Annotated in this window: 30 protein-coding genes, 1 tRNA gene and 1 pseudogene; 14 read left to right on the top strand and 18 right to left on the bottom strand. The window is 57.8% G+C overall.

All coding sequences use genetic code 11. The features are described from left to right. Window positions 1-8 precede the first annotated feature (8 nt). Genes E0E29_RS06970 through hisE form a run of 3 tightly spaced genes read left to right on the top strand, consistent with a single transcriptional unit; the run spans window position 9 to window position 947 of the window. Entirely contained in the window at window positions 9-275 is a 267-nt protein-coding gene (locus tag E0E29_RS06970; protein WP_130849249.1) for a hypothetical protein, read from the top strand. A gap of 7 nt (window positions 276-282) precedes the next feature. Continuing rightward, a complete protein-coding gene (hisI, locus tag E0E29_RS06975) occupies window positions 283-624 on the top strand; it encodes a phosphoribosyl-AMP cyclohydrolase (RefSeq protein ID WP_130849250.1) in 342 nt (113 codons plus the stop codon). Then, window positions 621-947, top strand: a complete 327-nt coding sequence (gene hisE, locus E0E29_RS06980; RefSeq protein ID WP_130849251.1) for a phosphoribosyl-ATP diphosphatase — start codon at window positions 621-623, stop codon at window positions 945-947. Before hisI ends, hisE begins: the two co-directional genes overlap by 4 nt. Window positions 948-1009: 62 nt before the next feature. Here hisE and E0E29_RS06985 read toward each other — a convergent pair whose 3' ends face one another. From E0E29_RS06985 to E0E29_RS07015, 7 genes are all read right to left on the bottom strand, one after another. Further along, window positions 1010-1492 (bottom strand): YbaK/EbsC family protein, encoded by a 483-nt coding sequence (locus tag E0E29_RS06985; RefSeq protein WP_130849252.1) that lies wholly within the window; start codon window positions 1490-1492, stop codon window positions 1010-1012. 1 nt (window position 1493) lies between these two features. Further along, complete coding sequence (locus E0E29_RS06990; RefSeq protein WP_130849253.1) at window positions 1494-1889, bottom strand: thioesterase family protein; 396 nt, start codon at window positions 1887-1889, stop codon at window positions 1494-1496. 116 nt (window positions 1890-2005) lie between these two features. Continuing rightward, window positions 2006-3142, bottom strand: coding sequence for an ABC transporter substrate-binding protein (locus E0E29_RS06995; protein ID WP_130849254.1), 1137 nt, complete (start codon window positions 3140-3142; stop codon window positions 2006-2008). A 60-nt stretch (window positions 3143-3202) separates the two neighbouring features. Next, entirely contained in the window at window positions 3203-4093 is an 891-nt protein-coding gene (locus E0E29_RS07000) for an ABC transporter permease (RefSeq protein ID WP_207303585.1), read from the bottom strand. Then, complete coding sequence (locus E0E29_RS07005; RefSeq protein WP_130849255.1) at window positions 4090-4947, bottom strand: ABC transporter permease; 858 nt, start codon at window positions 4945-4947, stop codon at window positions 4090-4092. Before E0E29_RS07005 ends, E0E29_RS07000 begins: the two co-directional genes overlap by 4 nt. Further along, on the bottom strand, window positions 4934-6139 hold the full coding sequence (locus tag E0E29_RS07010) for an ABC transporter ATP-binding protein (RefSeq protein WP_130849256.1): 1206 nt from the start codon (window positions 6137-6139) through the stop codon (window positions 4934-4936). The genes E0E29_RS07005 and E0E29_RS07010 overlap by 14 nt, the downstream gene beginning before the upstream one ends. A gap of 100 nt (window positions 6140-6239) precedes the next feature. Next, complete coding sequence (locus E0E29_RS07015; RefSeq protein ID WP_130849257.1) at window positions 6240-7220, bottom strand: RluA family pseudouridine synthase; 981 nt, start codon at window positions 7218-7220, stop codon at window positions 6240-6242. Window positions 7221-7345: 125 nt separating this feature from the next. On the opposite strand from E0E29_RS07015, the gene E0E29_RS07020 reads away from it, so the two are divergent. The 6 genes from E0E29_RS07020 to E0E29_RS07045 all read left to right on the top strand — a co-directional run bounded on the left by E0E29_RS07020 (window position 7346) and on the right by E0E29_RS07045 (window position 12630). Beyond that, complete coding sequence (locus tag E0E29_RS07020; protein ID WP_130849258.1) at window positions 7346-7855, top strand: YceD family protein; 510 nt, start codon at window positions 7346-7348, stop codon at window positions 7853-7855. 41 nt (window positions 7856-7896) lie between these two features. Then, complete coding sequence (rpmF, locus tag E0E29_RS07025; RefSeq protein ID WP_130849259.1) at window positions 7897-8097, top strand: 50S ribosomal protein L32; 201 nt, start codon at window positions 7897-7899, stop codon at window positions 8095-8097. Window positions 8098-8226: 129 nt separating this feature from the next. Beyond that, entirely contained in the window at window positions 8227-9594 is a 1368-nt protein-coding gene (locus E0E29_RS07030) for a DUF512 domain-containing protein (RefSeq protein WP_130849260.1), read from the top strand. 28 nt (window positions 9595-9622) lie between these two features. Continuing rightward, on the top strand, window positions 9623-10948 hold the full coding sequence (gene der, locus E0E29_RS07035; protein ID WP_130849261.1) for a ribosome biogenesis GTPase Der: 1326 nt from the start codon (window positions 9623-9625) through the stop codon (window positions 10946-10948). 3 nt (window positions 10949-10951) lie between these two features. Continuing rightward, complete coding sequence (locus tag E0E29_RS07040; protein WP_242622420.1) at window positions 10952-11632, top strand: glycerol-3-phosphate acyltransferase; 681 nt, start codon at window positions 10952-10954, stop codon at window positions 11630-11632. After that, window positions 11629-12630 (top strand): NAD(P)H-dependent glycerol-3-phosphate dehydrogenase, encoded by a 1002-nt coding sequence (locus E0E29_RS07045; protein WP_130849262.1) that lies wholly within the window; start codon window positions 11629-11631, stop codon window positions 12628-12630. The genes E0E29_RS07040 and E0E29_RS07045 overlap by 4 nt, the downstream gene beginning before the upstream one ends. 96 nt (window positions 12631-12726) lie before the next feature. Here E0E29_RS07045 and E0E29_RS07050 read toward each other — a convergent pair whose 3' ends face one another. The 3 genes from E0E29_RS07050 to rpmB form a co-directional block, all read right to left on the bottom strand. Further along, on the bottom strand, window positions 12727-13584 hold the full coding sequence (locus E0E29_RS07050) for an IS3 family transposase (protein ID WP_130849263.1): 858 nt from the start codon (window positions 13582-13584) through the stop codon (window positions 12727-12729). After that, window positions 13581-13853, bottom strand: coding sequence for a hypothetical protein (locus E0E29_RS07055; protein ID WP_080907005.1), 273 nt, complete (start codon window positions 13851-13853; stop codon window positions 13581-13583). The genes E0E29_RS07050 and E0E29_RS07055 overlap by 4 nt, the downstream gene beginning before the upstream one ends. 166 nt (window positions 13854-14019) lie before the next feature. After that, entirely contained in the window at window positions 14020-14208 is a 189-nt protein-coding gene (gene rpmB, locus E0E29_RS07060) for a 50S ribosomal protein L28 (RefSeq protein WP_130849264.1), read from the bottom strand. 222 nt (window positions 14209-14430) lie between these two features. Here rpmB and hprK point away from each other — a divergent pair, with 222 nt between their 5' ends. The 4 genes from hprK to E0E29_RS07080 all read left to right on the top strand — a co-directional run bounded on the left by hprK (window position 14431) and on the right by E0E29_RS07080 (window position 17534). Next, window positions 14431-15378 carry an HPr(Ser) kinase/phosphatase gene (gene hprK, locus E0E29_RS07065; RefSeq protein ID WP_130849265.1) on the top strand — a complete coding sequence of 316 codons (948 nt, stop codon included), beginning with the start codon at window positions 14431-14433 and terminating at the stop codon, window positions 15376-15378. A gap of 28 nt (window positions 15379-15406) precedes the next feature. Further along, on the top strand, window positions 15407-16339 hold the full coding sequence (locus E0E29_RS07070; protein ID WP_242622421.1) for a nucleoside hydrolase: 933 nt from the start codon (window positions 15407-15409) through the stop codon (window positions 16337-16339). Window positions 16340-16353: 14 nt separating this feature from the next. Continuing rightward, window positions 16354-17301 (top strand): nucleoside hydrolase, encoded by a 948-nt coding sequence (locus E0E29_RS07075; RefSeq protein ID WP_165449831.1) that lies wholly within the window; start codon window positions 16354-16356, stop codon window positions 17299-17301. 156 nt (window positions 17302-17457) lie between these two features. Beyond that, window positions 17458-17534 (top strand) — tRNA-Pro (locus E0E29_RS07080). A 12-nt stretch (window positions 17535-17546) separates the two neighbouring features. Here E0E29_RS07080 and E0E29_RS07085 read toward each other — a convergent pair. Together E0E29_RS07085 and E0E29_RS07090 are read right to left on the bottom strand one after the other, a co-directional pair. Next, complete coding sequence (locus tag E0E29_RS07085) at window positions 17547-17939, bottom strand: recombinase family protein (protein ID WP_130849268.1); 393 nt, start codon at window positions 17937-17939, stop codon at window positions 17547-17549. Between the two features lie 14 nt (window positions 17940-17953). Then, a complete protein-coding gene (locus E0E29_RS07090; protein ID WP_242622422.1) occupies window positions 17954-18574 on the bottom strand; it encodes a DUF4368 domain-containing protein in 621 nt (206 codons plus the stop codon). Between E0E29_RS07090 and E0E29_RS19225 the strand changes: the two are divergent. Then, window positions 18564-18635: pseudogene (locus E0E29_RS19225) on the top strand (recombinase family protein); the annotation flags it as partial. The gene E0E29_RS07090 and the pseudogene E0E29_RS19225 sit on opposite strands and share 11 nt — an antisense overlap. Before the next feature lie 182 nt (window positions 18636-18817). Here the strand turns inward: E0E29_RS19225 and E0E29_RS07100 are convergent. The 6 genes from E0E29_RS07100 to E0E29_RS07125 form a co-directional block, all read right to left on the bottom strand. Continuing rightward, window positions 18818-19675 (bottom strand): IS3 family transposase, encoded by an 858-nt coding sequence (locus tag E0E29_RS07100; protein ID WP_130848459.1) that lies wholly within the window; start codon window positions 19673-19675, stop codon window positions 18818-18820. Next, entirely contained in the window at window positions 19672-19986 is a 315-nt protein-coding gene (locus E0E29_RS07105; protein ID WP_130848458.1) for an imidazolonepropionase, read from the bottom strand. Before E0E29_RS07105 ends, E0E29_RS07100 begins: the two co-directional genes overlap by 4 nt. Window positions 19987-20148: 162 nt before the next feature. Further along, window positions 20149-20499 carry a recombinase family protein gene (locus E0E29_RS07110; RefSeq protein ID WP_242622423.1) on the bottom strand — a complete coding sequence of 117 codons (351 nt, stop codon included), beginning with the start codon at window positions 20497-20499 and terminating at the stop codon, window positions 20149-20151. A 514-nt stretch (window positions 20500-21013) separates the two neighbouring features. After that, on the bottom strand, window positions 21014-22378 hold the full coding sequence (locus E0E29_RS07115; protein ID WP_130849269.1) for an 8-oxoguanine deaminase: 1365 nt from the start codon (window positions 22376-22378) through the stop codon (window positions 21014-21016). 5 nt (window positions 22379-22383) lie between these two features. Next, complete coding sequence (locus E0E29_RS07120; RefSeq protein WP_130849270.1) at window positions 22384-23175, bottom strand: nucleoside phosphorylase; 792 nt, start codon at window positions 23173-23175, stop codon at window positions 22384-22386. Window positions 23176-23186: 11 nt separating this feature from the next. Beyond that, the gene (locus E0E29_RS07125; protein ID WP_130849271.1) at window positions 23187-24104 is read right to left on the bottom strand and encodes an ABC transporter permease; all 918 of its coding nucleotides are present in this window, start codon (window positions 24102-24104) and stop codon (window positions 23187-23189) included. Between the last annotated feature and the right edge of the window lies 1 nt (window position 24105).

Here is a 24105-nt window from a genome sequence, read left to right on the forward strand (position 1 = left end):
GGAAGACCATGCTGGACGATCTGCTGGACCTGGCCGCGGACCTGGTGGGGGATACGGCGGCGGAATTTCTGAGCGACAGCACCAGAAAGCGGCGGGGAAATGCCGCTGCCAAGTATGTGAGCCGGGAGCGGGGCCGCCCCGCCCAGCCGGCCCGGAAGGCGGCCTCAAAGCCTTCCCACCAGAACCGTACGGTGGGTAAGACCACCGCCAAACGGGAGAAACGGGGAGAGGACCCCTGGGACTGGAAGGAGGAACGGCCCCCCTGGGAGGGCTGAGCGGCCAATGTTTGATCTGGATCAACTGTTTCAGAAGAGCGACCTGATCCCCGTCATCATCCAGGAAGTGGAGACCAGGGAGGTGCTCATGCTGGGCTTCACCAACAAGGAGGCGGTGGAGCTGACCTTAAAGACCGGGACGGCATGGTTCTGGTCCCGGAGCCGGCAGCAGCTGTGGAACAAGGGGGAGACCTCGGGGAACTTTCTCCATGTGGAGCGTGTCATGACCGACTGTGACACCGACACCCTCCTTTACCTGTGCCGGCCCGACGGTCCCACCTGCCACACCGGGGCCCGGAGCTGCTTTTTCAACGAGATCCCCATGAACGGAAAGGACGATGTGCCATGAACGACACCTTAGCCAAGCTCTACCAGGTGGTGCTGGACCGGAAGGCCAACCCCCAGGAGGGCTCCTATACCTGCTACCTCTTCGACAAGGGCCTGGACAAGATTCTCAAGAAGGTGGGGGAGGAGTGCAGCGAGACCATCATTGCCGCCAAGAACGGCGTGGAGAGCGACACGGTGGGGGAGATCTCTGACCTCATCTACCACCTGACCGTCATGATGGTCCAGCAGGGAATCCCCCTGGAGGCCGTGATGGAGGAGCTGGAGCAGCGCAGCCACAAGATCGGCAACCTGAAGCAGTTCCACCAGAGCGATCACAATACATAATGAATGAAAAGAAGCACCGGACGGTAAAACCGTCCGGTGCTTTTCTTGTATTTGGCGATGGCTCAGCCCTCGGGCTGCCAGCCCTTGCACACGTCGATCCAGCCGGCGCTGCCGGAACACTCCTCCAGCTCGGGGAGAGAGAGCTCCACGGCGGAGTTGGCACTGCCGGCGGCGGGATAGACAATGTCGAAACGCTTGAGGGAGATGTCTAAATAGGTAGTGACGTTGGGGTGCTCAATGGCGAAGGGGCACACGCCGCCGATGATGTCCCCAGTGAACTCCAGCACCTGCTCAGGGCTGAGCATGGTGGCCTTGTGGTGGAACTGGGCCTTGAACTTGCTGTTGTCGATCTTGGCGTCGCCAGCACAGACGATGAGCACGGCGCCGTCCTCATGGACGAAGGAGAGGGTCTTGCCGATGCGGGCGCCCTCACAGCCCACGGCCTGGGCGGCCAACTCGACAGTGGCGCTGGACACGTCGAATTCCCGGATGCGATCCTCCATGCCTCTGGCGCGGAAGAAAGCCCGGACCTTCTCAATGGCCATCTCAGCGGCCCTCTTTCTTCTTCTCGGTCTTGGCCAGGAAGCGGTCCACGGTGATGATGAAGCGGTTGTGGGTGCCCTTGCCGATGACGCCGGCCTCGTCGTAGGCGGTGACGGAGAAGGTGAGGGCCTTGCCGTCCACAGCGGTGACCTCAGCCTCCGCCCACACCTTCATACCGACGGGGGTAGCGGAGTCGTGGGAGACATCCAGATGGGTACCAACGGAGCCCTGGCCCTCCTCCATGTAGGGGGTGAGGGCGTTGACGGCGGCGTTTTCCATGAGAGCCACCATATAGGGGGTGGCAAAAACGGGCACCAGGCCGGAGCCCACAGCGGCGGCGGTATTCTGCTCAGTGACGATGGTCTCGGCGCGGCCCTTGGCGCCAACTTCAATAGACATGGGAGATTCCTCCTTTGTATCGGAAATATAAAAACAGTGTACCTCATTGCATGGCATTTGGCAAGTAAAAAAGGAGACATCCCTCGGGATGTCTCCTTTGCGTGTGAGAGGTCGGCTCAGAGGCCCAGCTCGATCCACAGATCGTTGTAGAGGGTGCGGGTGGCCTCGGGGAGGACCAGGTAGGACTCGCAGCGGTCCAGCACCTCCTGAGGAGCGGCCATGATCTCATAGAGCTCCATGTCCAGGGGCTCGCCGTAGGTCTCCTCATAGTAGGCGGGGTACTGCTCCAGCGCCTCGGCGTTGGGGGAGGCGTACCAGATGTAGTCCATGTTGGCCAGGTTGGCCTCGGTGGAGGCCAGGAAGTTGATCCACTCGTGGGCCTCGTCCACGTTCTGGGCGTCCTTGAGGATGCACATGGCGTCCACGAACCAGTTGGAGCCCTCCTCGGGGACCACGTAGGCCAGGTCGGGGTTGTTCTCCAGCATGGTCAGGTAATCGCCGGCGTAGTAGGTGGCGATGGCGGCGTTGCCCTGCTCCATCTTCTGGAACGCCTCGTCCATGACCTTGCTCTGATAGACGCCCTTGGACACGGCGTCGGAGAGGAGCTGGAAGGCCTCACGGATCTGAGCCTCATCGGTGGTGTTCACGGAGTAGCCCAGGTAGTAGAGGGCCATACCCAGGGCGTCCCGGGAATTGTTGATGAGGAGCACGTCACCAGCGTACTTCTCATCGAACATGGCGCTCCAGCTGGTGATGGGCTCATCCACCATGGTGGTGTTGTAGATGATGCCCAGGGTGCCCCAGGTGTAGGGGACGGTGTAGAGGTTCTCGGGGTCGTAGGACAGGTTCTTGAAGCGGTCGTCGATCTTTTCAAAGTTGGGGATCTTGCTGTAATCCAGAGGCTGGAGCATATCCTCCTCGATGAGCTGGGAGATCATATAGTCAGAGGGGCAGATGACATCATAGTTGGCGCCGCCGCTCTTGAGCAGGGAGTACAGGGCTTCGTTGCTCTCAGCGGTCTGATAGTTGACCTTGATTCCCGTCTCCTCCTCGAATTGAGTGATCAGGTCCTCGTCGATGTATTCGCCCCAGTTGCACACATTGAGCACGCGGTCGCCTGTATTGGCGCTGCCTTCACTGCCGCTGCTGACTGGCGTACTGGTGTCGGTGCTCACTTGCTCCACGGAGCAGCCAGTCAGGAACAGGCCCATCGCCAGGGAGCCGGCGAGGGTCAAGGCTACGATTCTCTTCAATTGATCATTCCTCCAGTTGAATAGGTGATATTATCTTCAGGCCCCTTGGGCCAAAAGACCTCAGTCGAACCGCTGCGCGGCGGCGGCCTTTTCCGCTCTGGCCTCCCGGACATTGACGATGACCAGCAGGGCCAGTACAGTAACGAAGAGCAGTGTGGACACAGCGTTGATCTCCGGGCTCACACGCTTCTTGGTCATGCCGTAGATGGCCATGGCCAGGGTAGAGGTGGCGGAGCCGGCGGTGAAGTAGGAGATGACGAAGTCGTCCACGCTCATGGTGAAGGCGATGAGGGCACCGGAGACAATGCCGGGCATGATCTCGGGCAGGATGACCTTCCAGAAGGCCTGGAACCAGGTGCAGCCCAGATCCTGGGCGGCATCCACCAGATTCTTGTCCATCTGCCGCAGCTTGGGGCCCACCGACAGGATGACATAGGGGATGTTGAAGGTGATGTGGGCGATGAGCAGGGTGCCGAAGCCCAGAGTGAGCCTGGGGAAGGTGACACGGTAGACCTCACCGAACAGGCTGAAGGTGATGCGGTAGTTTTCGGCAAACTCGTTCCAGAGGCCGAAGACCGCCACAAAGAGCAGGCACAGGCTGACGCCGGTGACGATGTCGGCGTTCATCATGGGGATGGAGTTCACCGTCATCAGGGGGTCACGCCACCGGCGGCGCATGGCGTAGAAGCCGATGGCGGCGAAGGTGCCGGCCACGGTGGCGATGGCGGTGGCCAGCAGGGAGACCAGCAGGGTGGTGTAAATGCTCTGCATGATGAGCCGGTCCTGGAAGAGTTCTACATACCAGTGGAGGGAAAAGCCCTTCCAGACCACGCTGCTGTTGCCGGAGTTAAAAGAGAAGACGATGAGCAGGAAGATGGGGGCATACAGAAAGAGAAAGACCAGGCCCATGAACAGACGGTTCATGAAGCCGTTTTTCTTTTGCAGACTCATAGCATCACCGCCTGTTCCTCGCCCTCGCCGAAGTGGTTCATGACCCACATGCAGACGATGACGATGAGCATCATCACCAGGGCGATGGCGCTGCCCAGGTGGGGGTTATAGGCTCCCCCCAAGAACTGCTGCTCGATGAGGTCGCCCAGCAGCATCTGGGTGCCGCCGCCCAGCAGGCGGGAGATGGCGAAGGTGGACACCGAGGGGACGAACACCATGGTTACGCCGGAGAGGATGCCGGGGAGGGACAGGGGGAAGATCACCTTCCGAAAGACGGCGGTGGAGTTAGCACCCAGGTCCCGGGCAGCCTCCAGCAGGGAATTGTCCAGCTTGACAATGACCGAGTAGATGGGCAGGATCATGAAGGGCAGGTAGTTGTAGACCATGCCCAGCACCACGGCGCCCTGGGTTCCGATCATATGAAAGTATTGGATATTTGTGCCGAAGATGGAGTTGATGAGATCAAAGAGACCGATGGCAGAGAAGAACTGGTTGATGAGGCCGTTTTTCTCCAGAATGGACATCCAGGAGTAGGTCCGCAGCAGGAAGTTGACCCACATGGGGAGCATGATGAGCATCATGCCCACCCGTTGGAACCGGGGACCCTCCTTGGCCATGATATAGGACAGGGGGTAGCCGATGAGGAGACAGACAAAGGTAGCAATGATGGCCAGCTTGAAGGAGCGGGTAAAGATGACGGTATAGGTCTCCATCCGGGCAAAATTGTCCAGGGTGAAGCCGCCGCTGGCGGTGCTGAAGGCGTAGATGACCACCATGATGATGGGGGCTACCACAAAGAGGGCCATCCAGACCACATAGGGGATGGCCAGGAGGGGGCGCTTACTCTTCTTCATGGCCGTCCTCCCGGAAGCTCTCCTCCTGTTCAGGATCGTAGTCCACATCGCCGATCTCATCGTATTCCTCGGAATAGGAGGAGTAGTCGCCGAACATGCCGGAATAGGCACTTTTCTTCATGACGTGGATGCCGTCGGGATCGATCTTGATGCCGATGTGGCTGTCCACGGGGCAGAAGTCGGTGGTCTGAATGAGCCATTTGAAGCCGTAGAAGTCCACGATGGTGTCGTAGTGGACGCCTTTGAAGGTGACCGAGGTGACGGTGCCTTTGAGCTGTCCGCTGGCCTCGTCCACAATGTCCACATCCTCGGGCCGGATGACCACATCCACCGGCTCGTCCTTGGCAAAGCCCTTGTCCAGGCACTGGAACTTCCGGTTGAAGATCTCAACCACCCCGTCGGCCCGCATGATACCGTCGATGATGTTGGACTCGCCGATGAAGTCGGCCACAAAGGCGTTTTTGGGTTCGTTATAAATGTCCTCAGGGGTACCGATCTGTTGGATACGGCCTCCATCCATGACCACCACAGTGTCACTCATGGCCAGGGCTTCCTCCTGGTCGTGGGTCACGTAGATAAAGGTGATGCCCATTTCCTGCTGGATGCGTTTGAGTTCATTCTGCATGTCTTTGCGCAGGCGCATGTCCAGAGCGCCCAGAGGCTCGTCCAGAAGGAGCACCTTGGGCCGGTTCACCAGAGCGCGGGCGATGGCCACGCGCTGCTGCTGGCCGCCGGACAGGGCGGAGATGGAGCGCTTTTCAAAGCCCTTGAGGTTGACTACCTCCAGCATCTCCATAACCCGGCGGCGAATCTCAGCTTCAGGGATCTTCACCTTGCGGGTGACCGGCTTGCCATTGACCTGACTGGTCTCGGTACTGCCCAGACGAAGGCCGAAGGCCACATTCTCAAAAACATTCAGATGGGGGAAAAGGGCGTATTTCTGGAATACGGTGTTCACTGCCCGCTTGTGGGGGGGAACATCATTAATCCTCACGCCGTCAAAAAAAACGTCGCCAGAGGTGGGGGTGAGAAAACCACCAATGATACGCAGGGTGGTCGTCTTGCCGCACCCGCTGGGACCCAGCAGCGTGAGGAATTCCTTGTCATTGATATAGAGGTTTAAATGATCCAGTACAATGTCATCGTCGTAAGACATGACGCAGTCCGTCAAACGGATGAGCTCCTTGGACATTTATCACCCTCCTCTCCAAATGATGACCAGATTCCGACGGAAAATGGCAAGGTACAATATATAATGTATCCCCTGAAATGTCAATGGATTTCCCGCAATTTTACAGGGTATTTTTCCGGGGCTGACGGGGGAAATATTCCTCTACAAAATCCACCTGCTCCACCTGCCAGATTTTCCCGTTTAAGGGCTCCAGAACGCCGGCGTCGGTGGTGAAGGAAAAGACCAGTTTATAGGACCAGAGGGCCTGGAACTTCCGGTCATAGCGTTTGTTGTCACGGCTGCGGCCGTACTTGCCGTCGCCCAGGAGGGGGTGGCCGGCAGCGGCGAACTGGGCCCGGATCTGATGGGTGCGACCGGTGATGAGCTCGCACTCCACCAGGGAGAGCCCATTCTGCACCTTCAGTGTCTTATAAAGGGTGACGGCGGTCCGACCGCCGGGCACCGGCGTCTTGTGGACGGTGACCTGGTTCTTGCTCTCGTCCTTGGAGAGAAAGCCCTCCAGCCTGCCTTCGGGCGGGTTCATGCGGCCGTGAATGGCGCACAGATAATACTTTTCGATCTCCCGGTCCTTGATCTTCTGATTCATGATGCGCAGCGCCTCGGCGGTCTTGGCGGCGATGACGATGCCGCCGGTGTTCCGGTCGATGCGGTTGCACAGGGCGGGGGTAAAGGAGTGCTCCTGACGGGGGTCCCACTCCTTTTTTTGATAAAGGTAGGCCTGGATGTGGGTGATGAGGGTGTTGACGTACTCCCCCTGGTCGGGGTGGACCAACAGGCCGGGGCGCTTGTTCACCAGGAGGATGTGCTCGTCCTCATAGACGATGTCCAGCTGGGGCTTGAAGACGGAGAGGAAGGCGTTTTCAGGGGCGGGGGCGTCAAAGAACTCGTCGTTGATATAGAGCTGAAGCACATCGCCCACCGCCAGACGGGTGTCCCGCTTGGCACCCTTTCCGTTGAGCTTCACGCGCTTGAGGCGGATGTATTTCTGGGCCAGGGGAGCGGGGAGGAGGGGCAGGGTCTTGCCCAGCCAGCGGTCCAAACGCTGCCCGGCGTCGTTTTTTGTCACGGTAAACTCTCTCATTGGGACCTCCCGGTTGTGGTAGTTGCATACACTCTATCATATTTTAGAAAAAAAGTGAAGAAAGTATTTGACATTGACAGAACTCTTGACTATAATATTTGTCGTGCCATTATGCGAGGTGTGCCATGCGACTGAACCTGAAAAACATCATCAACGTGCCCGGAGGCGTGTGCCCCTTCTCCTACGAGTTGGATCTCTCCGACCTGGAGTTCGGCGGCGCCCACCCCATCGACCAGCCGGTCCGGGTGACCGGACAGGTCCGCAACATGGCGGGCGCGCTGGTGCTGGAGGGAACAGTTGCCACCACGCTCCATCTTCTCTGTGACCGGTGCGCCAAACCGTTCGCCCGGGAGAAGACGGTCCGCTTGGAAACGCTGCTGGCCCAGGAGCTGGCCGACGAGCGGAGCGACGACGAGATTGTCCTGCTGGATGGAGATGAGGTGGATCTGGACGACGTGGCTACCACGGCGTTCGTCCTCGCAATGGATAGCAAGAACCTCTGCTCAGAGGACTGCAAGGGCATCTGTCCCGGGTGCGGCGTTGACCTCAACGTGGAAGCATGCCGGTGCAAGCCCGAGGTAGACCCCCGGCTGGCAGTGCTTGCCAAGCTTTTGGAGGACAAAGAGAGCGAGTAAACTAGCAGTACCCGCGCAGGGTATTCAAGGAGGTGTCACAGATGGCAGTCCCTAAGTCTAAAGTATCCAAGCAGCGTCGGAACAAGCGCCGGAGCTCCGTGTGGAAGCTGGAGACCCCCGGTCTCAACAAGTGCCCCAAGTGCGGCGCTTACCGCCTGCCCCACCGGCTGTGCAAGTCCTGCATGACTTACAATGGCCGTGAGTTCGGCAAGGTCGAGGCCACCGAGTCCAAGGCCAACTAAACAGGCAAAAAGAAATGAGGGGGCAACCCCTCTTTCTTTTTGCCCTTCTGCAAGAAGAGATGCTTTCCCCTTCCATTTTGCCCGCAATTCGAGTACAATAAGACGAGCAACGGATAAGGATGTGAGCCTGTGAGCACGAAAATACGTTCGGTGGACAGCGGCAGCCCGGCGGAGCGGGCAGGTGTCCGCCCGGGGGAGACCCTGCTGGAGATCAGCGGCCACCGGGTGGTGGACGTGCTGGACTATAAGTTTTACGGCTATGACGCTAGGCTCACCCTGACGCTCCAGGGGGAGGACGGCCAGCGGCGGACGTTGAAGCTCCGGAAGGAGGAGGGGGAGGACCTGGGCCTCAATTTTGAGACCTACCTCATGGACCGAGCCCGCTCCTGCGCCAACCAGTGCATCTTCTGTTTTGTAGACCAGATGCCGCTTGGAATGCGGAAGACCCTCTATTTTAAAGATGATGACGCCCGGCTTTCCTTCCTGCTGGGCAACTATATCACCCTCACCAACCTCTCTCAGCGGGAAATCCAGCGGATCTGCGATCTGCGGGTGAGCCCGGTAAACATCTCCGTCCACGCCACCGATCCGGAGCTGCGCACCGCCATGCTGAAAAATCCCCGGGCGGGGGAGTGCCTGGACGTCATGAAGCGTCTGGCGGCGGCGGGGATCGAGATGAACTGCCAGGTGGTGGCCTGCCCCGGCGTCAACGATGGCCCCGCCCTGGACCGCACCCTCCGGGAGCTGGGAGAGCTCTATCCCCAGGTGAACAGCGTGGCGGTGGTGCCGGTTGGAGTGACCAAATTCCGGGAGGGACTGTGCCATATCGAGCCCTATACTCCGACGCAGGCCGCCGCCCTCATTGACCAGGTGGAGGCCTTCGGACGGGCTTTCCAGGCAGAACATGGCACTGCCTTGGCCTGGTGCTCCGATGAGTTCTACCTCATTGCCGGCCGGAAGCTGCCGGAAAAGTCCTATTATGAGGATATGGCCCAGCTGGAAAACGGTGTTGGAATGCTGCGGCTGCTGCTGAGCCAGGCGGCCATGGCCCTGGAGGACCAGGACCCTGAGGCCGTACCCCCTGCCTTTTCGGTGGCGACTGGTGTGTCAGCGGCGCCTTTTGTGCAGGAAATCGTTGACATGTGCGGGGAAAAATGCGATAAAATAAGAGGAAAGGTCTATCCGATCCGCAATCGTTTTTTCGGCGAGACCATCACGGTGTCCGGCCTCATCACCGGCACCGACCTGGTGGAGCAGCTCAAGGGGGCGGAGCTGGGGGAGCGGCTGTATATCCCCGCAAACATGCTCCGGTCCGGGGAGCGGGTCTTCCTGGACGACATGACCGTGGAGGAGGCACAGGATGCCCTGGGCGTCCCCATCATCCCCCTGGACGAGGAGAGCGGCTTCGATCTGGTGGATGCCATCTTCGGCCTGCCGGTGGAGCACACTGGCTCCGTCCTTCCACCGGAGGAGGAGTACTACCGCTATAACCCGTAAGGAGTATCATAGAAAGGATGTGCCGCCAATGAAACCTTTGGTCGCCATCGTTGGACGCCCGAATGTGGGAAAGTCCATGCTGTTCAATAAGCTGGTGGGCAAACGCCTGTCCATCGTTGAGGACACCCCCGGCGTCACCCGTGACCGGCTCTACGCCGAGGCGGAGTGGTGCGGACGTACCTTTGACATCGTGGACACCGGCGGCATCGAGCCTGGTACCGACAGCGAGATCCTGACCTTTATGCGCAAGCAGGCGGAGATCGCCATCCAGAACGCCACGGTCATCATTTTCCTCTGCGATATCAAGACCGGCCTCACCGCCTCCGACCAGGAGGTGGCCAATATGCTCCTGCGCTCCCGGAAGCCGGTGGTGCTGGCTGTGAACAAGATGGACCAGGTGGGCACCACCAACCCGGATATCTACGAGTTCTACAACCTGGGTCTGGGTGATCCCATCGCCGTCTCCGCCGTCCACGGCCACGGCACCGGCGACCTGCTGGACGCCTGCGTGCAGTACTTCCCCGAGGAGGAGGAAGACGACACCCCCGACGACGTCATCAAGGTGGCCGTCATCGGCAAACCCAACGTGGGCAAGTCCTCCCTCATCAACCGCATCCTGGGGGAGGAGCGGGTCATTGTCAGCAACATGGCGGGCACCACCCGGGACGCCGTGGACAGCTATTTTGAAAACAAGCAGGGCAAGTACCTCTTCATCGACACCGCCGGCATGCGGAAGAAATCCAAGGTGGATGACCGGATTGAGAAGTTCTCTGTCCTCCGTGCCACCATGGCCATCGAGCGCAGCGACGTCTGTCTCATCCTCATTGACGCCAACGAGGGGGTAACAGAGCAGGACACCAAGGTGGCCGGTCTGGCCCACGAAGCGGGGAAGGCCTGCATCATCGTGGTCAACAAGTGGGACGCCATCGAGAAGGACGACAAGACCATGGACCGCATGCGTGAGGAGGTCCGCCGGGACCTCTCCTACATGACCTATGCCCCCATTGTCTTCATCTCCGCCCTCACCGGCCAGCGGGTGAACCGCCTCTTTGAGCTCATCAACTATGTCAACGACCAGTCGGCCATGCGGATTACCACCGGCATGCTCAACACCCTCCTGGCCGACGCTACCCAGCGGGTGCAGCCTCCCACGGACAAGGGCCGCCGGCTGAAGATCTTCTATATGACCCAGGTGGGCGTGAAGCCCCCTCACTTCGTCTGCTTCTGCAACGACGCCCAGCTCTTCCACTTCTCCTATCAGCGCTATATTGAAAACCAGATTAGAGCTACCTTTGGCTTGGAGGGGACGCCGGTGCGGCTGACCGTCCGGCAGAAGGGCGACAAGGAGGAATGACGGATGGCACCAATGAACTCAGAGGTATCTCAGAGCTTTCTCCTACTGGCCGGAGTATTTCTGGGGGTGGCTGCGGTTGCCTATTTTCTTGGGTGCTTCAACGGTGCGGTCATCGTATCCAAATATATCCTCCGAAACGACATTCGAAACCATGGCAGCGGCAACGCGGGCCTCACCAATTTCTACCGGGTCTTTGGCGGCGGGCTGACCCTTGTGGTCATCCTCTGTGACGTCATTAAGGCAATCCTCGCCGTTCTGATCGGGACACTGGTCATCGGTATGGTGACGGGCGGCTGGATGGGGCCAGTTCTGGGTAAGTACTGGGCCGGCCTCTTCTGCCTGCTGGGCCACATGTTCCCCTGCATGTTCCACTTCAAGGGCGGCAAGGGCATCCTCTCCGGCGGCACCATCGCCCTTATGCTGGACTGGCGGGTGGCCCTGGTGGTGTGGGGCGGCTTCCTCATTCTGGCCGTGCTCACCAAGTGGGTGTCCCTGGGCTCCATCTGGGCAGGGGCGTCCTTCCCCTTCGCCACCTGGTTCGTCTATCAGGACCTCTTCCTGCTGGTCCTGTCCATCATCATCGGCGGCCTCATCGTGTGGAAGCACCGGGGCAACCTGAAGCGCATCCTCAGTGGAACAGAATCCAAGTTCAGCCTGCATAAGAAGAAGGAGGGAACGCAATGAAAACAGCGGTCCTGGGCAGCGGCGGCTGGGGTACGGCCCTAGCTCTGGTGCTGCTGGAAAACGGTAACGATGTGACCCTGTGGTCTTACTTCGAAGAGGAGTCCAAGGTCCTCCAGGAGCAGCATGAGAACCGCATGCTCAAGGGAGTGCCCCTGCCGGAGGCCCTCCACCTCACCAGCGACCTCGCCTGCGTGAAGGGCTGCCCTATGGTGGTGCTGGCCACCCCCTCCTTTGCAGTGCGCACCACCGCCCGCAACTTGAAGGGGCTGCTGGACCCGGGCACCGTGGTGGTGTCGGTGTCCAAGGGTATCGAGAAGGACACCTCTATGACCCTCACCGACGTCATCGAGGCTGAGCTGGGTCCCGGCTATCCTGTGGTGGCCCTGTGTGGACCCTCCCACGCCGAGGAGGTGGGCCGGAAGGTGCCCACGGCGGTGGTTTCCGCCTCCAAGGACCAGAAGGCCGCCGAGCTGGTCCAGGACTGCTTCATGAATGGCCGCTTCCGGGTCTACACCTCTCCCGACATCGTGGGCGTGGAGCTGGGGGCCGCCCTGAAGAACATCATCGCCCTGTGCGCCGGCTGCTGTGACGGCATGGGCTTTGGAGACAACACCAAGGCTGCTCTTATGACCCGTGGCCTCACCGAGATCGCCCGGCTGGGCATGGCCATGGGAGGCAAGAAGGAGACCTTTGCCGGTCTCACCGGCGTAGGCGACCTTATTGTCACCTGTACCTCTATGCACTCCCGGAACCGCCGCTGCGGCATCCTCATCGGCCAGGGTGTGCCGGTGGAGGAGGCTCTCAAGCAGATCGGCGCTGTGGTGGAGGGCTATTACGCCACCGCCACCGGCAAGGAACTGGCCGAGAAGCTGGGAGTGGAAATGCCCATCACTGAGGCGGCTTACTCCGTCCTCTACGAGGGCAAGGACCCCAGAGAGGTGCTGGTGGAGCTCATGACCCGGGCTAAAAAGCACGAGATCGAAGACAGTTGGGTATAATGGGCATAAGATGAAGAAAGGCCCCCGTTGCGGTTTGAACCGCCCCAAATTGTGCGGACAGCACAAAAAGGCCTCAATGTAGGGAAATATGAAGTTTTAAGCGGAGTGGCGCAGCGTGAGCGGCGCCACTCCAGTTTTTAGCTGGATGCGCTCGTGGTTGTAAAAATTGATATAGCGGTCAATCATCTCATTGGCCTCACAGAATGAGGCCGGTTTATGGCGGTAGATACACTCTGTCTTGAGGATGGAAAAGAAATTTTCCGCCATAGCGTTGTCGTAACAGTTTTCGCGTCTTGACATGGAAGGCGTAATGCCATAAGATTTTGTCAGGTCGAAGTATGCTTGCGAGGTGTACTGGAACCCCTGGTCGCTGTGGAGCTGCAACTCCGCAGCGGCCCTCTTTTTCTCCTTGCGCATGGCCAGGCGAATGGTGTCCAGCACCAGGTTGACTGTCTGCTTTGTGCCGGTCTTGTAGGCAACAATGCTGTTGTCGTAAAGGTCCCGGATCATGGACAGGTACAATACGCCCTGCTTGGTGTGGATGTAGGAGATGTCCGTCACCCATTTGCTGTTGGGCCTGTTCGCATAAAACTCCCTATTCAGCAGATTCTTGTACTTGTGGACTTGCTGCCCCATCTGCTGCCATTTTCTGCGTCTCCGGATCTCCGCAAGCAAACCATATTTCTCCATGATACGCAGGATGGTCTTGGGATTACGGTGGATGCCTCGCTTCTTCAGCACCAGCCACATTCTGCGGTAGCCATACGTACGAAAGCTGCGCTCTCGCTGTTCCGCGATGATTTCTGCAAGGGCCGCGTCTTTCTCCGGCCTGCCCAAACGATGGACGAAATCATAGTATCCGCTGCGGGATACCTGAAAGAAGCGACACATAACGGTTACCGGATATTCGTTTCTGTGCCGGTAGATTACTGCGTATTTTGCCCTTGGCCTCACTTCCTTCCTGTGGAGCGCAGAAAATCCCGCAACAGCTCGTTTTCCATCTTTAGCCGTTTGTTCTCATACTTGTACTCCGCCAGTGTTTTTGCGGGTTTACGCCCCCGCGCTTTTGGAAGGACAGGCTCCTTTAGCCAGCACTGAATAGCCCACCGGCTGATCCCATACTCCCGACATAAAGCACGCTGGCTTTCTCCTCCACGGATTCGTGACACCACTTCTTCTCGTATCCCTACCGGATACTTTTTCATCCCTTTTTTTCCGGACATAGCAAGACCCCCTAATGTAGCTTTATTTTCCTACATTAGGGGGCCTTTTGTCTATTGTCCGGTTTTACTGGAGCTGTTCAATGCCGGAGGGCCTTTTGATGTACAGGTGGAGCGGGAATAAAAAAATTCCGCACGATTACATCGTGCGGAATTTTTTATCCAATTGTCACACAGCGCGGGTGACCTTACCCGAACGGAGGCAGCGGGTGCAAACGTACACGTGCTTAGGGCTGCCGTTGACGATCGCCTTGACGCGCTTCACATTGGGCTTCCAAGGACGATTGGAACGGCGGTGAGAGTGGGACACCTGGATGCCGAACACAACGCCCTTATCGCAAAACTCGCATTTGGCCATGATTCCTTCAACCTCCTCGCTGGTCAAAGTTTCGCTCATAACAAAGCATCGAATGATATGATAGCAGATTTTTTCGAAAAATGCAAGTGCTAATTTCGATTTTCTCCGCAATTTTCCGTGGGGGTGGAATAGCCGTTGCGAAATGGGGGGAAGTCGGTTATACTAAGGTGGAAAAAACCCCTGAAGCGGGGCGTATACGGCAGTGGAAAAGGAGTGATGGATGTGGAGAACCGGTATTCCGTCAAGCTGGGGAAACTCATCGAGGAATTTGATCTGGAAGTCCTCCGTGGCGTGGAAAATTATCAGGACGTGCTCATCCAGCGGGAGGATGTGAATCGTCCGGGTCTGCAGCTGGTGGGTTTTTTCGATTATTTTGACGCCAAGCGGATGCAACTGTTGGGCCGGGTGGAGAGCACCTATCTGGAGCAGATCAGCTCGGAGGAGCGCCGCAAGTGCTTTGACGCCTTCCTGGCCCACGACATCCCGGCCTTGGTCATCACCCGGGGCATGGAGCCCTTCCCGGAGCTCATGGAGATGGCGGAGAAGTATGACCGCACCATCCTTCGCACCCAGGAGACTACAACAGCCTTCATGGGCGCGCTGATTCTGGCCTTGCGCAACTACCTGGCGCCTCGGATCACCCGCCACGGCGTGCTGGTGGAGGTATACGGCGAGGGCGTGCTGCTGCTGGGCGAGTCCGGCGTGGGCAAGAGCGAGACCGCCATCGAGCTGGTGAAGCGCGGCCATCGGCTGGTGGCCGATGACGCCGTGGAGATCAAGCGGGTGGGTGTAAAGCGCCTGGTGGGCTCCGCCCCTGAGCTCATCCGCCACTATATCGAGCTGCGGGGCATCGGCGTTGTGGACGTGCAGCAGCTCTTTGGTATGTCGGCCGTCCGTGAGGACCAGGACATCGATCTGGTGGTCAACCTGGAGCAGTGGAACGACGAGACCATGTACGACCGTCTGGGCCTGGAGCAGCTCTACACAGTGATCCTGGATGTAAAGGTCCCCGCCCTCACCGTACCGGTGAAGCCGGGCCGGAACCTGGCCATCATCGTAGAGGTGGCGGCCATGAACAACCGCCACAAGAAGATGGGCTACAATGCCGCCCAGGCATTTACCCAGCAGATCAACGAGCACTTTGACCAGGCCCTCAGCGGTCAGCTGTGAGCCTGTTGGAGAAAAAGGAGGACCCGTCTTGACCAAGCCCATCCCCATCCTGCTGGACGGCGACCCAGGCCATGACGACGCCATGGCCTGGATGCTGGCCCAGTCCTCGCACCTGCTGGAGATCCGGGGCGTCACCTCGGTCTGCGGCAACCAGACCATTGAGAAAACCACCTATAACGCCCAGCGGGTCATGACTCTGCTGGGGATCGACGCTCCCCTTGCCAAGGGCCGCACCGGCCCTCTGATTGCCGAGCACATGGCTGCCCCCAGTGTCCACGGTGAGTCCGGTCTCGACGGCCCTGTCCTGCCGGAGCCGGCGGTCTTTCCGGTGGACCTGCCCGCCTGTGCCCTCATGGCCAAGGCACTGGAGGAGAGCACGGAGCCGGTGACCCTGGTGCCCACCGGCCCGCTCACCAACGTAGCCAGCCTTCTCCTCACCCGTCCCGACCTGAAGGGGAAGATCGCCGGCATCTCTATGATGGGCGGCGGTGTCACCCGTGGGAACTGGACTCCGGCGGCGGAGTTCAACATCCTGGTGGACCCGGAGGCCGCCGACCTGGTGTTCCGCTCCGGCATACCGATTACCATGGCCGGTCTGGATGTGACCGAAAAGGCCCTGGTCTTCCCGGAGGATTTTGAGACCATTCGGGCCCTTGGCAATCCGGTGGCCTCAGTGGTGGCTGACTGGCTGGAATTTTTCTACGGCTTCCATAGAAAGCTGGGCTATGCCGGAGCGCCCGTCCACGACGCGGTGGCAGTGGCTGCCCTCATTGCGCCGGAGCTCTTCCATATGGAGGAGATGTATGTGGCGGTGGAGACCCAGGGTACCTACTGCCGGGGTGCCACCATCGGCGACCGGTATCACCTTTCTGACCATGCCCCCAACGCCCGGGTCATTCTGGACCTGGACCGGGAGGGGTTCGTGGGCCTGTTGACCAAGGCCGCCTCCTCTTACAGCTGATGGGGGGAACAAGGATGGATAAAAAGAGACAGCCGGTGATCGTGGACTGTGATCCCGGTATTGACGACGCTGTGGCGCTGCTGCTTGCCGCCAGGGCGCCGGAGCTGGAACTGGTGGCGGTGACAGCGGTGGCTGGCAACGTGGGGCTGGACAAGACCAGCCTCAATGCCAGACGCGTCCTCACCCTGGCCGGGGTGGAGGTGCCTGTCTATGCGGGTGCCGCCGGTCCCATGTTTGGGGAGCAGGTGACAGCGGACGAGGTCCATGGGGCCGATGGATTGCTGGGCATTCCGGCACCGGAGCCCGCCTTCTCCCTGGGTGAGGAGGCTGCCTGGGATGTGATTTGGCAAAAGGCCCTGAGCTATGGGGGAGAGCTGGAGATCGTAGCCACCGGCCCTCTGACCAACCTGGGGATCGCCCTTACCAAGTACCCGCAGCTCCCGGCATATATCAAGCGAATTGTCCTCATGGGGGGTGCCACCGACTTTGGAAACACCACCCCGGCAGCAGAGTATAATATTTATGCCGATCCGGAGGCGGCGGACATGGTCTTCCGCTCTGGTATCCCGCTGGTGGTGTGCGCCCTGGACGTGACCCACAAGGCCTATTTCACCCAGGCGGAGATTGACCGCCTGGAAGCGCTGGGAACACCCCAGGCCGTCTTTGCGGCCAAGACCATGGGCTTCGGCGTGGAGTGGCACCAGAAGTTTCTGGTGCCCGGTGCCCCTATGCACGACCCCTGTGCCATGATGTACGCTCTGGAGCCGGAGCTGTTTGGCGGGGTGTCCTGCTGGATGGGAGTGGAGTGCCAGGGAAAGCACACCCGCGGCAAGACGGTGACGGATGCCTTCAGCGACGCCAAGTCGCCCTCTGGCAGCAACGCTGTCCTCGTCAACCGGGTGGATCGGGCGCAGTTTGTGGAGCATCTGATCGGGCGGCTGGCGGCCTACGGCACGACGTAACGCCTGAAAACACAGGAGAAAACGGATCAGGCCCCGGGGCATTTTTCCCGGTGTTTCGGGGCCTGGAAAAATTTTTTGAGAAATTTGAAAAAAGGGCTTGCATTCTTGGGAAAAGCATGCTAATATATACGAGTCGCCCGGGTTCAGGGCTGACAACCGGGTGTGGCGAAGTTTGGTATCGCGCTTGAATGGGGTTCAAGAGGCCGCTGGTTCGAATCCAGTCACTCGGACCATGCAGAGTGTCCTTATAGGATCTGAGTATCCTGTAATGGACACTCTGCATTTTTTGTTGTCAAAATTGGGGCAGCGCCGTTTTCATCGAACAGCAGCCGATCCCGGATGCACAGGAGCTTTACCTTGTGTCGGGCGAGCAGGTCAATGTAGCTTTGGGTCATGCCCCACTCCCGGCCTATCCGGGTCAGGCTATGGACTAACACCACATCCACCTTGCCAGCGACAACGGCATCGGTCACTTTCTGGAGCGCCGGGCGCTCTAATGTGAGCCCGCTGCCGTATTCGTCCGCAGCGCCGATGATGGTATATCCCGCCTGCTTTGCGTAGAGCTGGAGCAGAAACCGCTGGTGTTCCAATGCGAAAGAATCGTCATGGGCGACACGGCAATAGAGAAATGCTCTCATATCCCACACCACCTTTACACCGCCGGGGCGTAGCTTAATGCTACGCCTTTTCTCGTTTCCAGCAGAATATCCCGCTCGGGGATTTTCCGGCAATCCGGCACATCAAAGGCCCCGATGCAGTTGTAGTGGATCGTCACCCGCTGATTGGTAACGCCGTCCTCCTTGACCGCAGAATAGACCTCGATATACTCAATGAGTTCGGCAACCATGCGCTTGGTGATGGCGGTGGCGTCGGTGTAGCGGCGCACCGTTTCCAAGAAGGTATCTACATCCATCCGCTTATCTTCCAGCTTTTTCAGTTCCAGCCGCAGCGCCTTGATTTTCTTGGCGTTTTCGCCTTGCTCCTGTTCGTATCGCTTGGACATTTTGGTGAACCGGGCATCGTCGATCTTGCCGGAAACATTGTCCTCATAGAGCCGCTCAAAGAGCATATCCAGCTCCCCGTCCCGGGCCAGCAGCCCGTCCAACTCCCGCTTCTTGCGTACCCGGTCATTTTCCGCTACCTTGGCAGAACGGCCCACCATCGCCTTGATGAAGTCGTTTTCGTATTCGTTAGCGAAGCAGGCCAGCCGGTGTACCTCGTAGAGCACAACCTGCTCCAAGAAGTCCAGCCGGATGTAGTGGGTAATCGCCATAAATGACGGTGTGGACAGTCTGAAAGGCGACGACGATTTTACCCCGTTCCGCAACATCATGAAGAACATAAGCTGTTTGGGAAGGGGGTTCTGCTGAATCACTCTTTTTCGACAAAGCGATGCGGTTCAATCGCAAACCGTTTTCATAGAATGTTGTCAGGTGTATGCCCGGACTGCGGATGTGAACTGCCCCAGATTGTGCGGACAGTACAAAAAAGAGCCCTTAGTAGGAAAGATTAAGTTTTAAGCGGAGAGGCGTCGCGCCAGCGGCGCCTCTCCAGTTTTTAACTGGATGCGCTCATGGTTATAGAAGTAAATATAGCGGTCAATCATCTCATTGGCTTCGGAAAAGGTCGCCGGTTTGTGGCGGTAAATACATTCTGTTTTGAGGATAGAGAAGAAATTTTCCGCCATGGCGTTGTCGTACGGGTTTCCTTTCCTTGACATGGATGGTGTGATTCCGTATGCTTGAGTCAGATTGAAGTATGCTGCAGAGGTGTACTGAAATCCTTGGTCGCTGTGGAGCTGCAACTCCGCAGCGACCCTCTTTTTCTCCTGTTTCATTGCCAGATGAACGGTATCCAGAACCAAATTCACTGTCTGCTGGGTTCCAGTCTTGTAGGCGATGATGCTGTTGTCATAGAGGTCCCGGATTATGGAAAGGTACAGCACACCCTGCCTGGTGTGGATGTAGGAGATGTCTGTTACCCATTTGCTGTTAGGTTTGTCCGCATGGAACTCCCTGTTCAGCAGATTCCTGTATTTGTGTGCCTGCCGCCCCATCTGCTGCCATTTCCTGCGGCGGCGGATCTCCGAGAGCAGATCATATTTCTTCATGATTCGCAGCACAGTTTTGGGATTGCAGAAGATATTCCGGCTTTTCAGCCACAGCCACATCCGCCGGTAGCCGTAGGTGCGGAAGCTGCGTTCCCGCTGCTGTGCGATGAGCCCCGCAAGAGCCGCATCCTTTTCTGGCTTGCCTAGGCGATGGACAAAAGCATAGTAGCCGCTTCTGGACACTCCAAAGAATTTGCACATGACTGCCACTGGATACTCTGTCCTGTGACGATAGATGATATGATACTTTACCTTTGCTCTCACTTCCTTTCTGTGAAGCGCAGAAAATCCCGCAGTAGTTTATTTTCCATGCGAAGCCGTTGGATCTCACAGGCCTGCTCTGCCACAACGTCTCCTGGCGCAGCATCTTTTCTCGGCCGTCCTTTCGGTCGTGGGCGGATTCCGGCTTCCAGTTTTCGTTCTTTACGGCGCTCACGCTCAAGTAGTCTTTTTACCACCTGCTTATTCCGGAAGCCATAGTATTCTGCGACTTCCCGCTGTGTTTTCCCCTCTGCCAACATGGCCTTGATCTCTGGTAAAAGCATTTGAACGTGTGTGTAATTTCGTTTCTTCATGACAAAACCCCCTGATGTAGTCTATTTTCCTACATCAGGGGGGCTTTTGTCACTGTCCGTTTTTACTGGATCTGTTCAATCCGCAGTCCGGGCATACACCTGACAACATTCTATGAAAACGGTTTGCAATTGAACCGCATCGCTTTGTCGAAAAAGAGTGATTCAGCAGAACACCCTTCCCAAACAGCTTATGTTCTTAAATAAATTACGAATTGCGGCAAAGCCGTCGCTGTCGCCCCGTTCACTGTCCACACCATCGTTGACGGCGATAAAGCGCACATCATAGCTGGGGAAAATGATGTCCGTGTACTGCCCAACGGTCAGGTAATCTCGGCCAAACCTACTGAGATCCTTGACCAGCCAGCAACCGACAAGACCCTGCTTAACCAGTGCAAAGCCTTCCTGTACGCCAGGGCGGTCGAATGTTGAAGTGGGATAACGATACCCCGAAAAAGTCAGTAAACCCCGAGGTTTATCGCTTTTGTTTCCAGGAAGGCAGCAAAAAAGCAGCATCTGTTGAAGATGCTGCCTTCCCGCAAACCCTATGCGCCACTCAGGTCGCTCCTCAGCGTTGCCCTATCCTGCGCATAGGTAAAGCATTATTATTGTAAGTTACCGTTGGATGCGAGTCAAGAGTTGCTGCAATGCTTGTAAGAGTTACTTCCGGCTACTTTTATGCAAGATTAACTTCAGCTCGACTGCCCATCCAACCGGAATTTAGTTTTTCTATTGAGGCAAATGAATGCCGGGATTCGCACGATGCCTGCAATGCCGCTGGATATCACGCGGGTGAAAGTGCCCAGAACAATATGGTGGCAGTCTGAATGCCGAACTGGATACACTGGACGGCCAGAATGTGCTCTTTCTTTTGAATGAGGCCAATGTCCATCATCAGGACACAGCCTGTAAGAGAAACCATATTACTGAAAAGGAAAGGGGAGATACACAGCTTTCGTTACCAATCCTGTGCCCACTCCGCTAAGAGCGCCGACCGGATAAAACCGGCCGACGCCCTAGAGAAGGTGAGTCAGTTTTGATTCAGATACCGAACGACGGAAAGGTTGGCCTGTTCCACGAGTTTGTCCTCGTCCACGTTGACCAGATGGCCTTCCTTGACAACGATCCGGCCATTGACTACAGTGTAATCCACACTGCCTTTGAATCCGACGGTAGCGGGAATTGCAGCAACATCTTGCAGAGTGCCGGTTAGTTCCAGGCGGTTGCTGTCGATCAGGAAGAAGTCGGCCGCCATGCCAGGGGCAATATAACCAAGGTCGCTGCGGCCAAGGAGGCTGGCGCTGCCGCGGGTGGCGATGCGCAGCATGTCGGCACCGGTGGGGGCAGTGGCGGAGTTATTAAGCCGATGCAGCAGATAGCCCACCCGCAACTCCTCCAGCAGGTTGGAGCCGTCGTTGCTGGCAGAGCCGTCCACAGCCAACCCAACGGGGACGCCAAGTTCCAGCATTCTGGGGATCTGCGCAATGCCTGAGGAGAGCTTCATGTTGCTGATGGGGCAGTGAGCCACGCCGGTCTTGGTCTTGGCCATGCGCTGCAGCTCCTCGTCAGTGAAGTGGATGCCGTGGGCGTACCACACATCAGATCCAATCCAGCCGAGGTTTTCCATGTATTCCAGGGGCCGCATACCCAGCCGCTCCAACAAATAGGCTTCCTCGTCCTTTGTCTCAGCCAGGTGGGTGTGCATCCGCACGCCCAGCTGACGGGCCAAAATGGCAGTCTGGCGCAGCAGTTCTTCACTGACACTGAAGGGGGAGCAAGGAGCCAGAGCCACCTGGTGCATGGAATAGCGGCTGGGGTCGTGGAATTTCTTGACTGCAGCCTCGGAATCGTACATGATCTTGTCAATGGTTTGGACTACGCTGTCAGGGGGAAGACCTCCGTCCTTGACGCTCAAGTCCATGCTGCCTCGGGTGGCGTGGAAGCGGACACCCAGTTCATCAGCCGCGGCAAACTGCACATCCAGGAACCGGTCACTCTTACCCTGAGGGAAGACATAGTGGTGGTCCAGGATGGTGGTACAGCCGGTTTTCAGCAGCTCACCCATTCCGGACATAGAACTATAGTAGATACTTTCCTCTTCGAGATTCTTCCAAATCTCGTACAGAGTTTTCAGCCAGGGGAACAGCTCCATCCGCTGGACCTGGGGCAGATTTCTGCTGAAAATCTGATATAGATGGTGGTGGGCATTGATCATGCCAGGGTAGAGGATCATACCAGAGGCGTCGATGACCTCGTCAGCCTTCACATCACCCGGTTGGTCGATGGAGACAATCACGCCGTTGCGCACCAGCATAGACGCATGCTCCAGTACCTCGCCCGCGTCGTTGCAGGTTACCAGCCAGCGGATATTCTTAACCAGTAAATCCTTGCTCATCTCATTCACCTCTGGCTTTCTGCGGCTTTCCGCTGCTCCATGCGGTAGATGGTTTCCAGGACGATCTGAATCTCCTTTTCCCACGCATCGTGGAGCCGCTCATTCTTTTTGGTATAGATGACCTCTGCGTTGGTCAGGTTGCCGGAGGTGCCGTTGATGGTGGCAGCCCTGACACCCCGCAGGTGGGCTACGGTGTACAGGGCGGAGGATTCCATGTCCAGATTCATTACCTTGTAGGAGCGCAGCTTGTCCAGGAACTCCGGTGTCTCACCATAGAAGGCATCGTCAGAGGAGGTAATGCCAGTGTAAACAGAGAAATCCGTGCCTTGGGTCATTTCCTTGGCAGTGTAGATCAGTTCGCTGGTCAGTTCCAGGTCGGGTACAGCGGGAAAGCTTTGGGGGACATAGAACCGGGAGGTGCCTTCGTTTTTCATGGCGCCGATGGAGATCATCAGGTCGCCAATCTTGACTCTGGGGTCCAAGGCGGCGCTGCTGCCGATGCGGATCAGGGTCTTGGCACCGATGTTTATCAACTCCTCAGCGGCGATGGTGGCGGAGGGGCAACCCATGCCGGTGGAGGTGACGCTAACCCTGATGCCCTTGTAATGGCCGGTGAAAGTCCGGTGCTCCCGGTTATTGGCCTTTAACTCGGCATTGTCTAAATACTTGGCGGCAATATCACTTCTGGCGGGGTCCCCGGGCAGAAGCACATATTCGCCGATATCCTCGGGCGTCAGGGCAATGTGATACTGCTTCTGGCCCAAGGTAACAGACATTTTATTCAGTGTAGTACTCATAGTTACCTCTCTTAATCTTTAATATCGCCCGCAGCCTGGGGTCCCTGGACACGGCGGCCGAAGCCGATGAGCACGGCCAGCGTCAGCAGATAGGGAAGCATCTGCAGGATGCGTTCAGGCAGATTGAATGCCACATTGATGCGCAGTGCCTGGGCGAAAGCGAACAGCAGACTGGCCAGCAGGGAACCCACGGGGTTCCAGCCGCCGAAGATCGTGGCAGCCATGGCCATGAAGCCGCGTCCTGCGACCATTTCCTTGACGAAAAGATTGCTCTGCACGATGGACAGGTATGCGCCGCCCAGACCGCACAGCATGCCGCACAGGGTTACACAGATATAGCGATAGCGTGTCACATCGACGCCGGCGGTGGATGCGGCCTTGGGATGGTCGCCGATGGTCCGCAGGCGCAGGCCGATGTTGGTCTTGTACATCATGTACCAGGATATGGAAACGATCAGGACGGTAATGTACAGAAATGGGGATTGTTTTTCGAAGAAGGCGCCAATGAAGGGAATCTTGCTCAGGCCGGGAATGGTGATGGTGGGAACCTGTGCGACGGTTCCGCTACTGCCGTCAGAATCCCAAATGGCCCGGCACAGGACCACCGTCAGGCCGGAGGCAAAGATGTTGATACCGACGCCGCTGACAGACTGGTTGGTGCGGAATTTAATGCACAGGACTGCATGCAACAGCCCGAACAGGCCGCCGACCAAAACGCCGAACAGTACACCAACCCAGGGATTTCCACTGATGTGGGAGCCGATAACTGCGCCGAAGGAGCCCATCAGCATCATGCCTTCGATACCTAGGTTAATGATACCGCTGCGCTCACACAGCACACCGCCGATGGACGCCAGTGTCAGGGGGATCGCCAGACGAAGGGTCGCAAGAAGCATGCTCATTGAAAGAATACTCTGTAAAACTTCCATA

This window comes from Intestinimonas timonensis, from assembly GCF_900626145.1.
GTDB lineage: Bacteria > Bacillota > Clostridia > Oscillospirales > Oscillospiraceae > Intestinimonas > Intestinimonas aquisgranensis.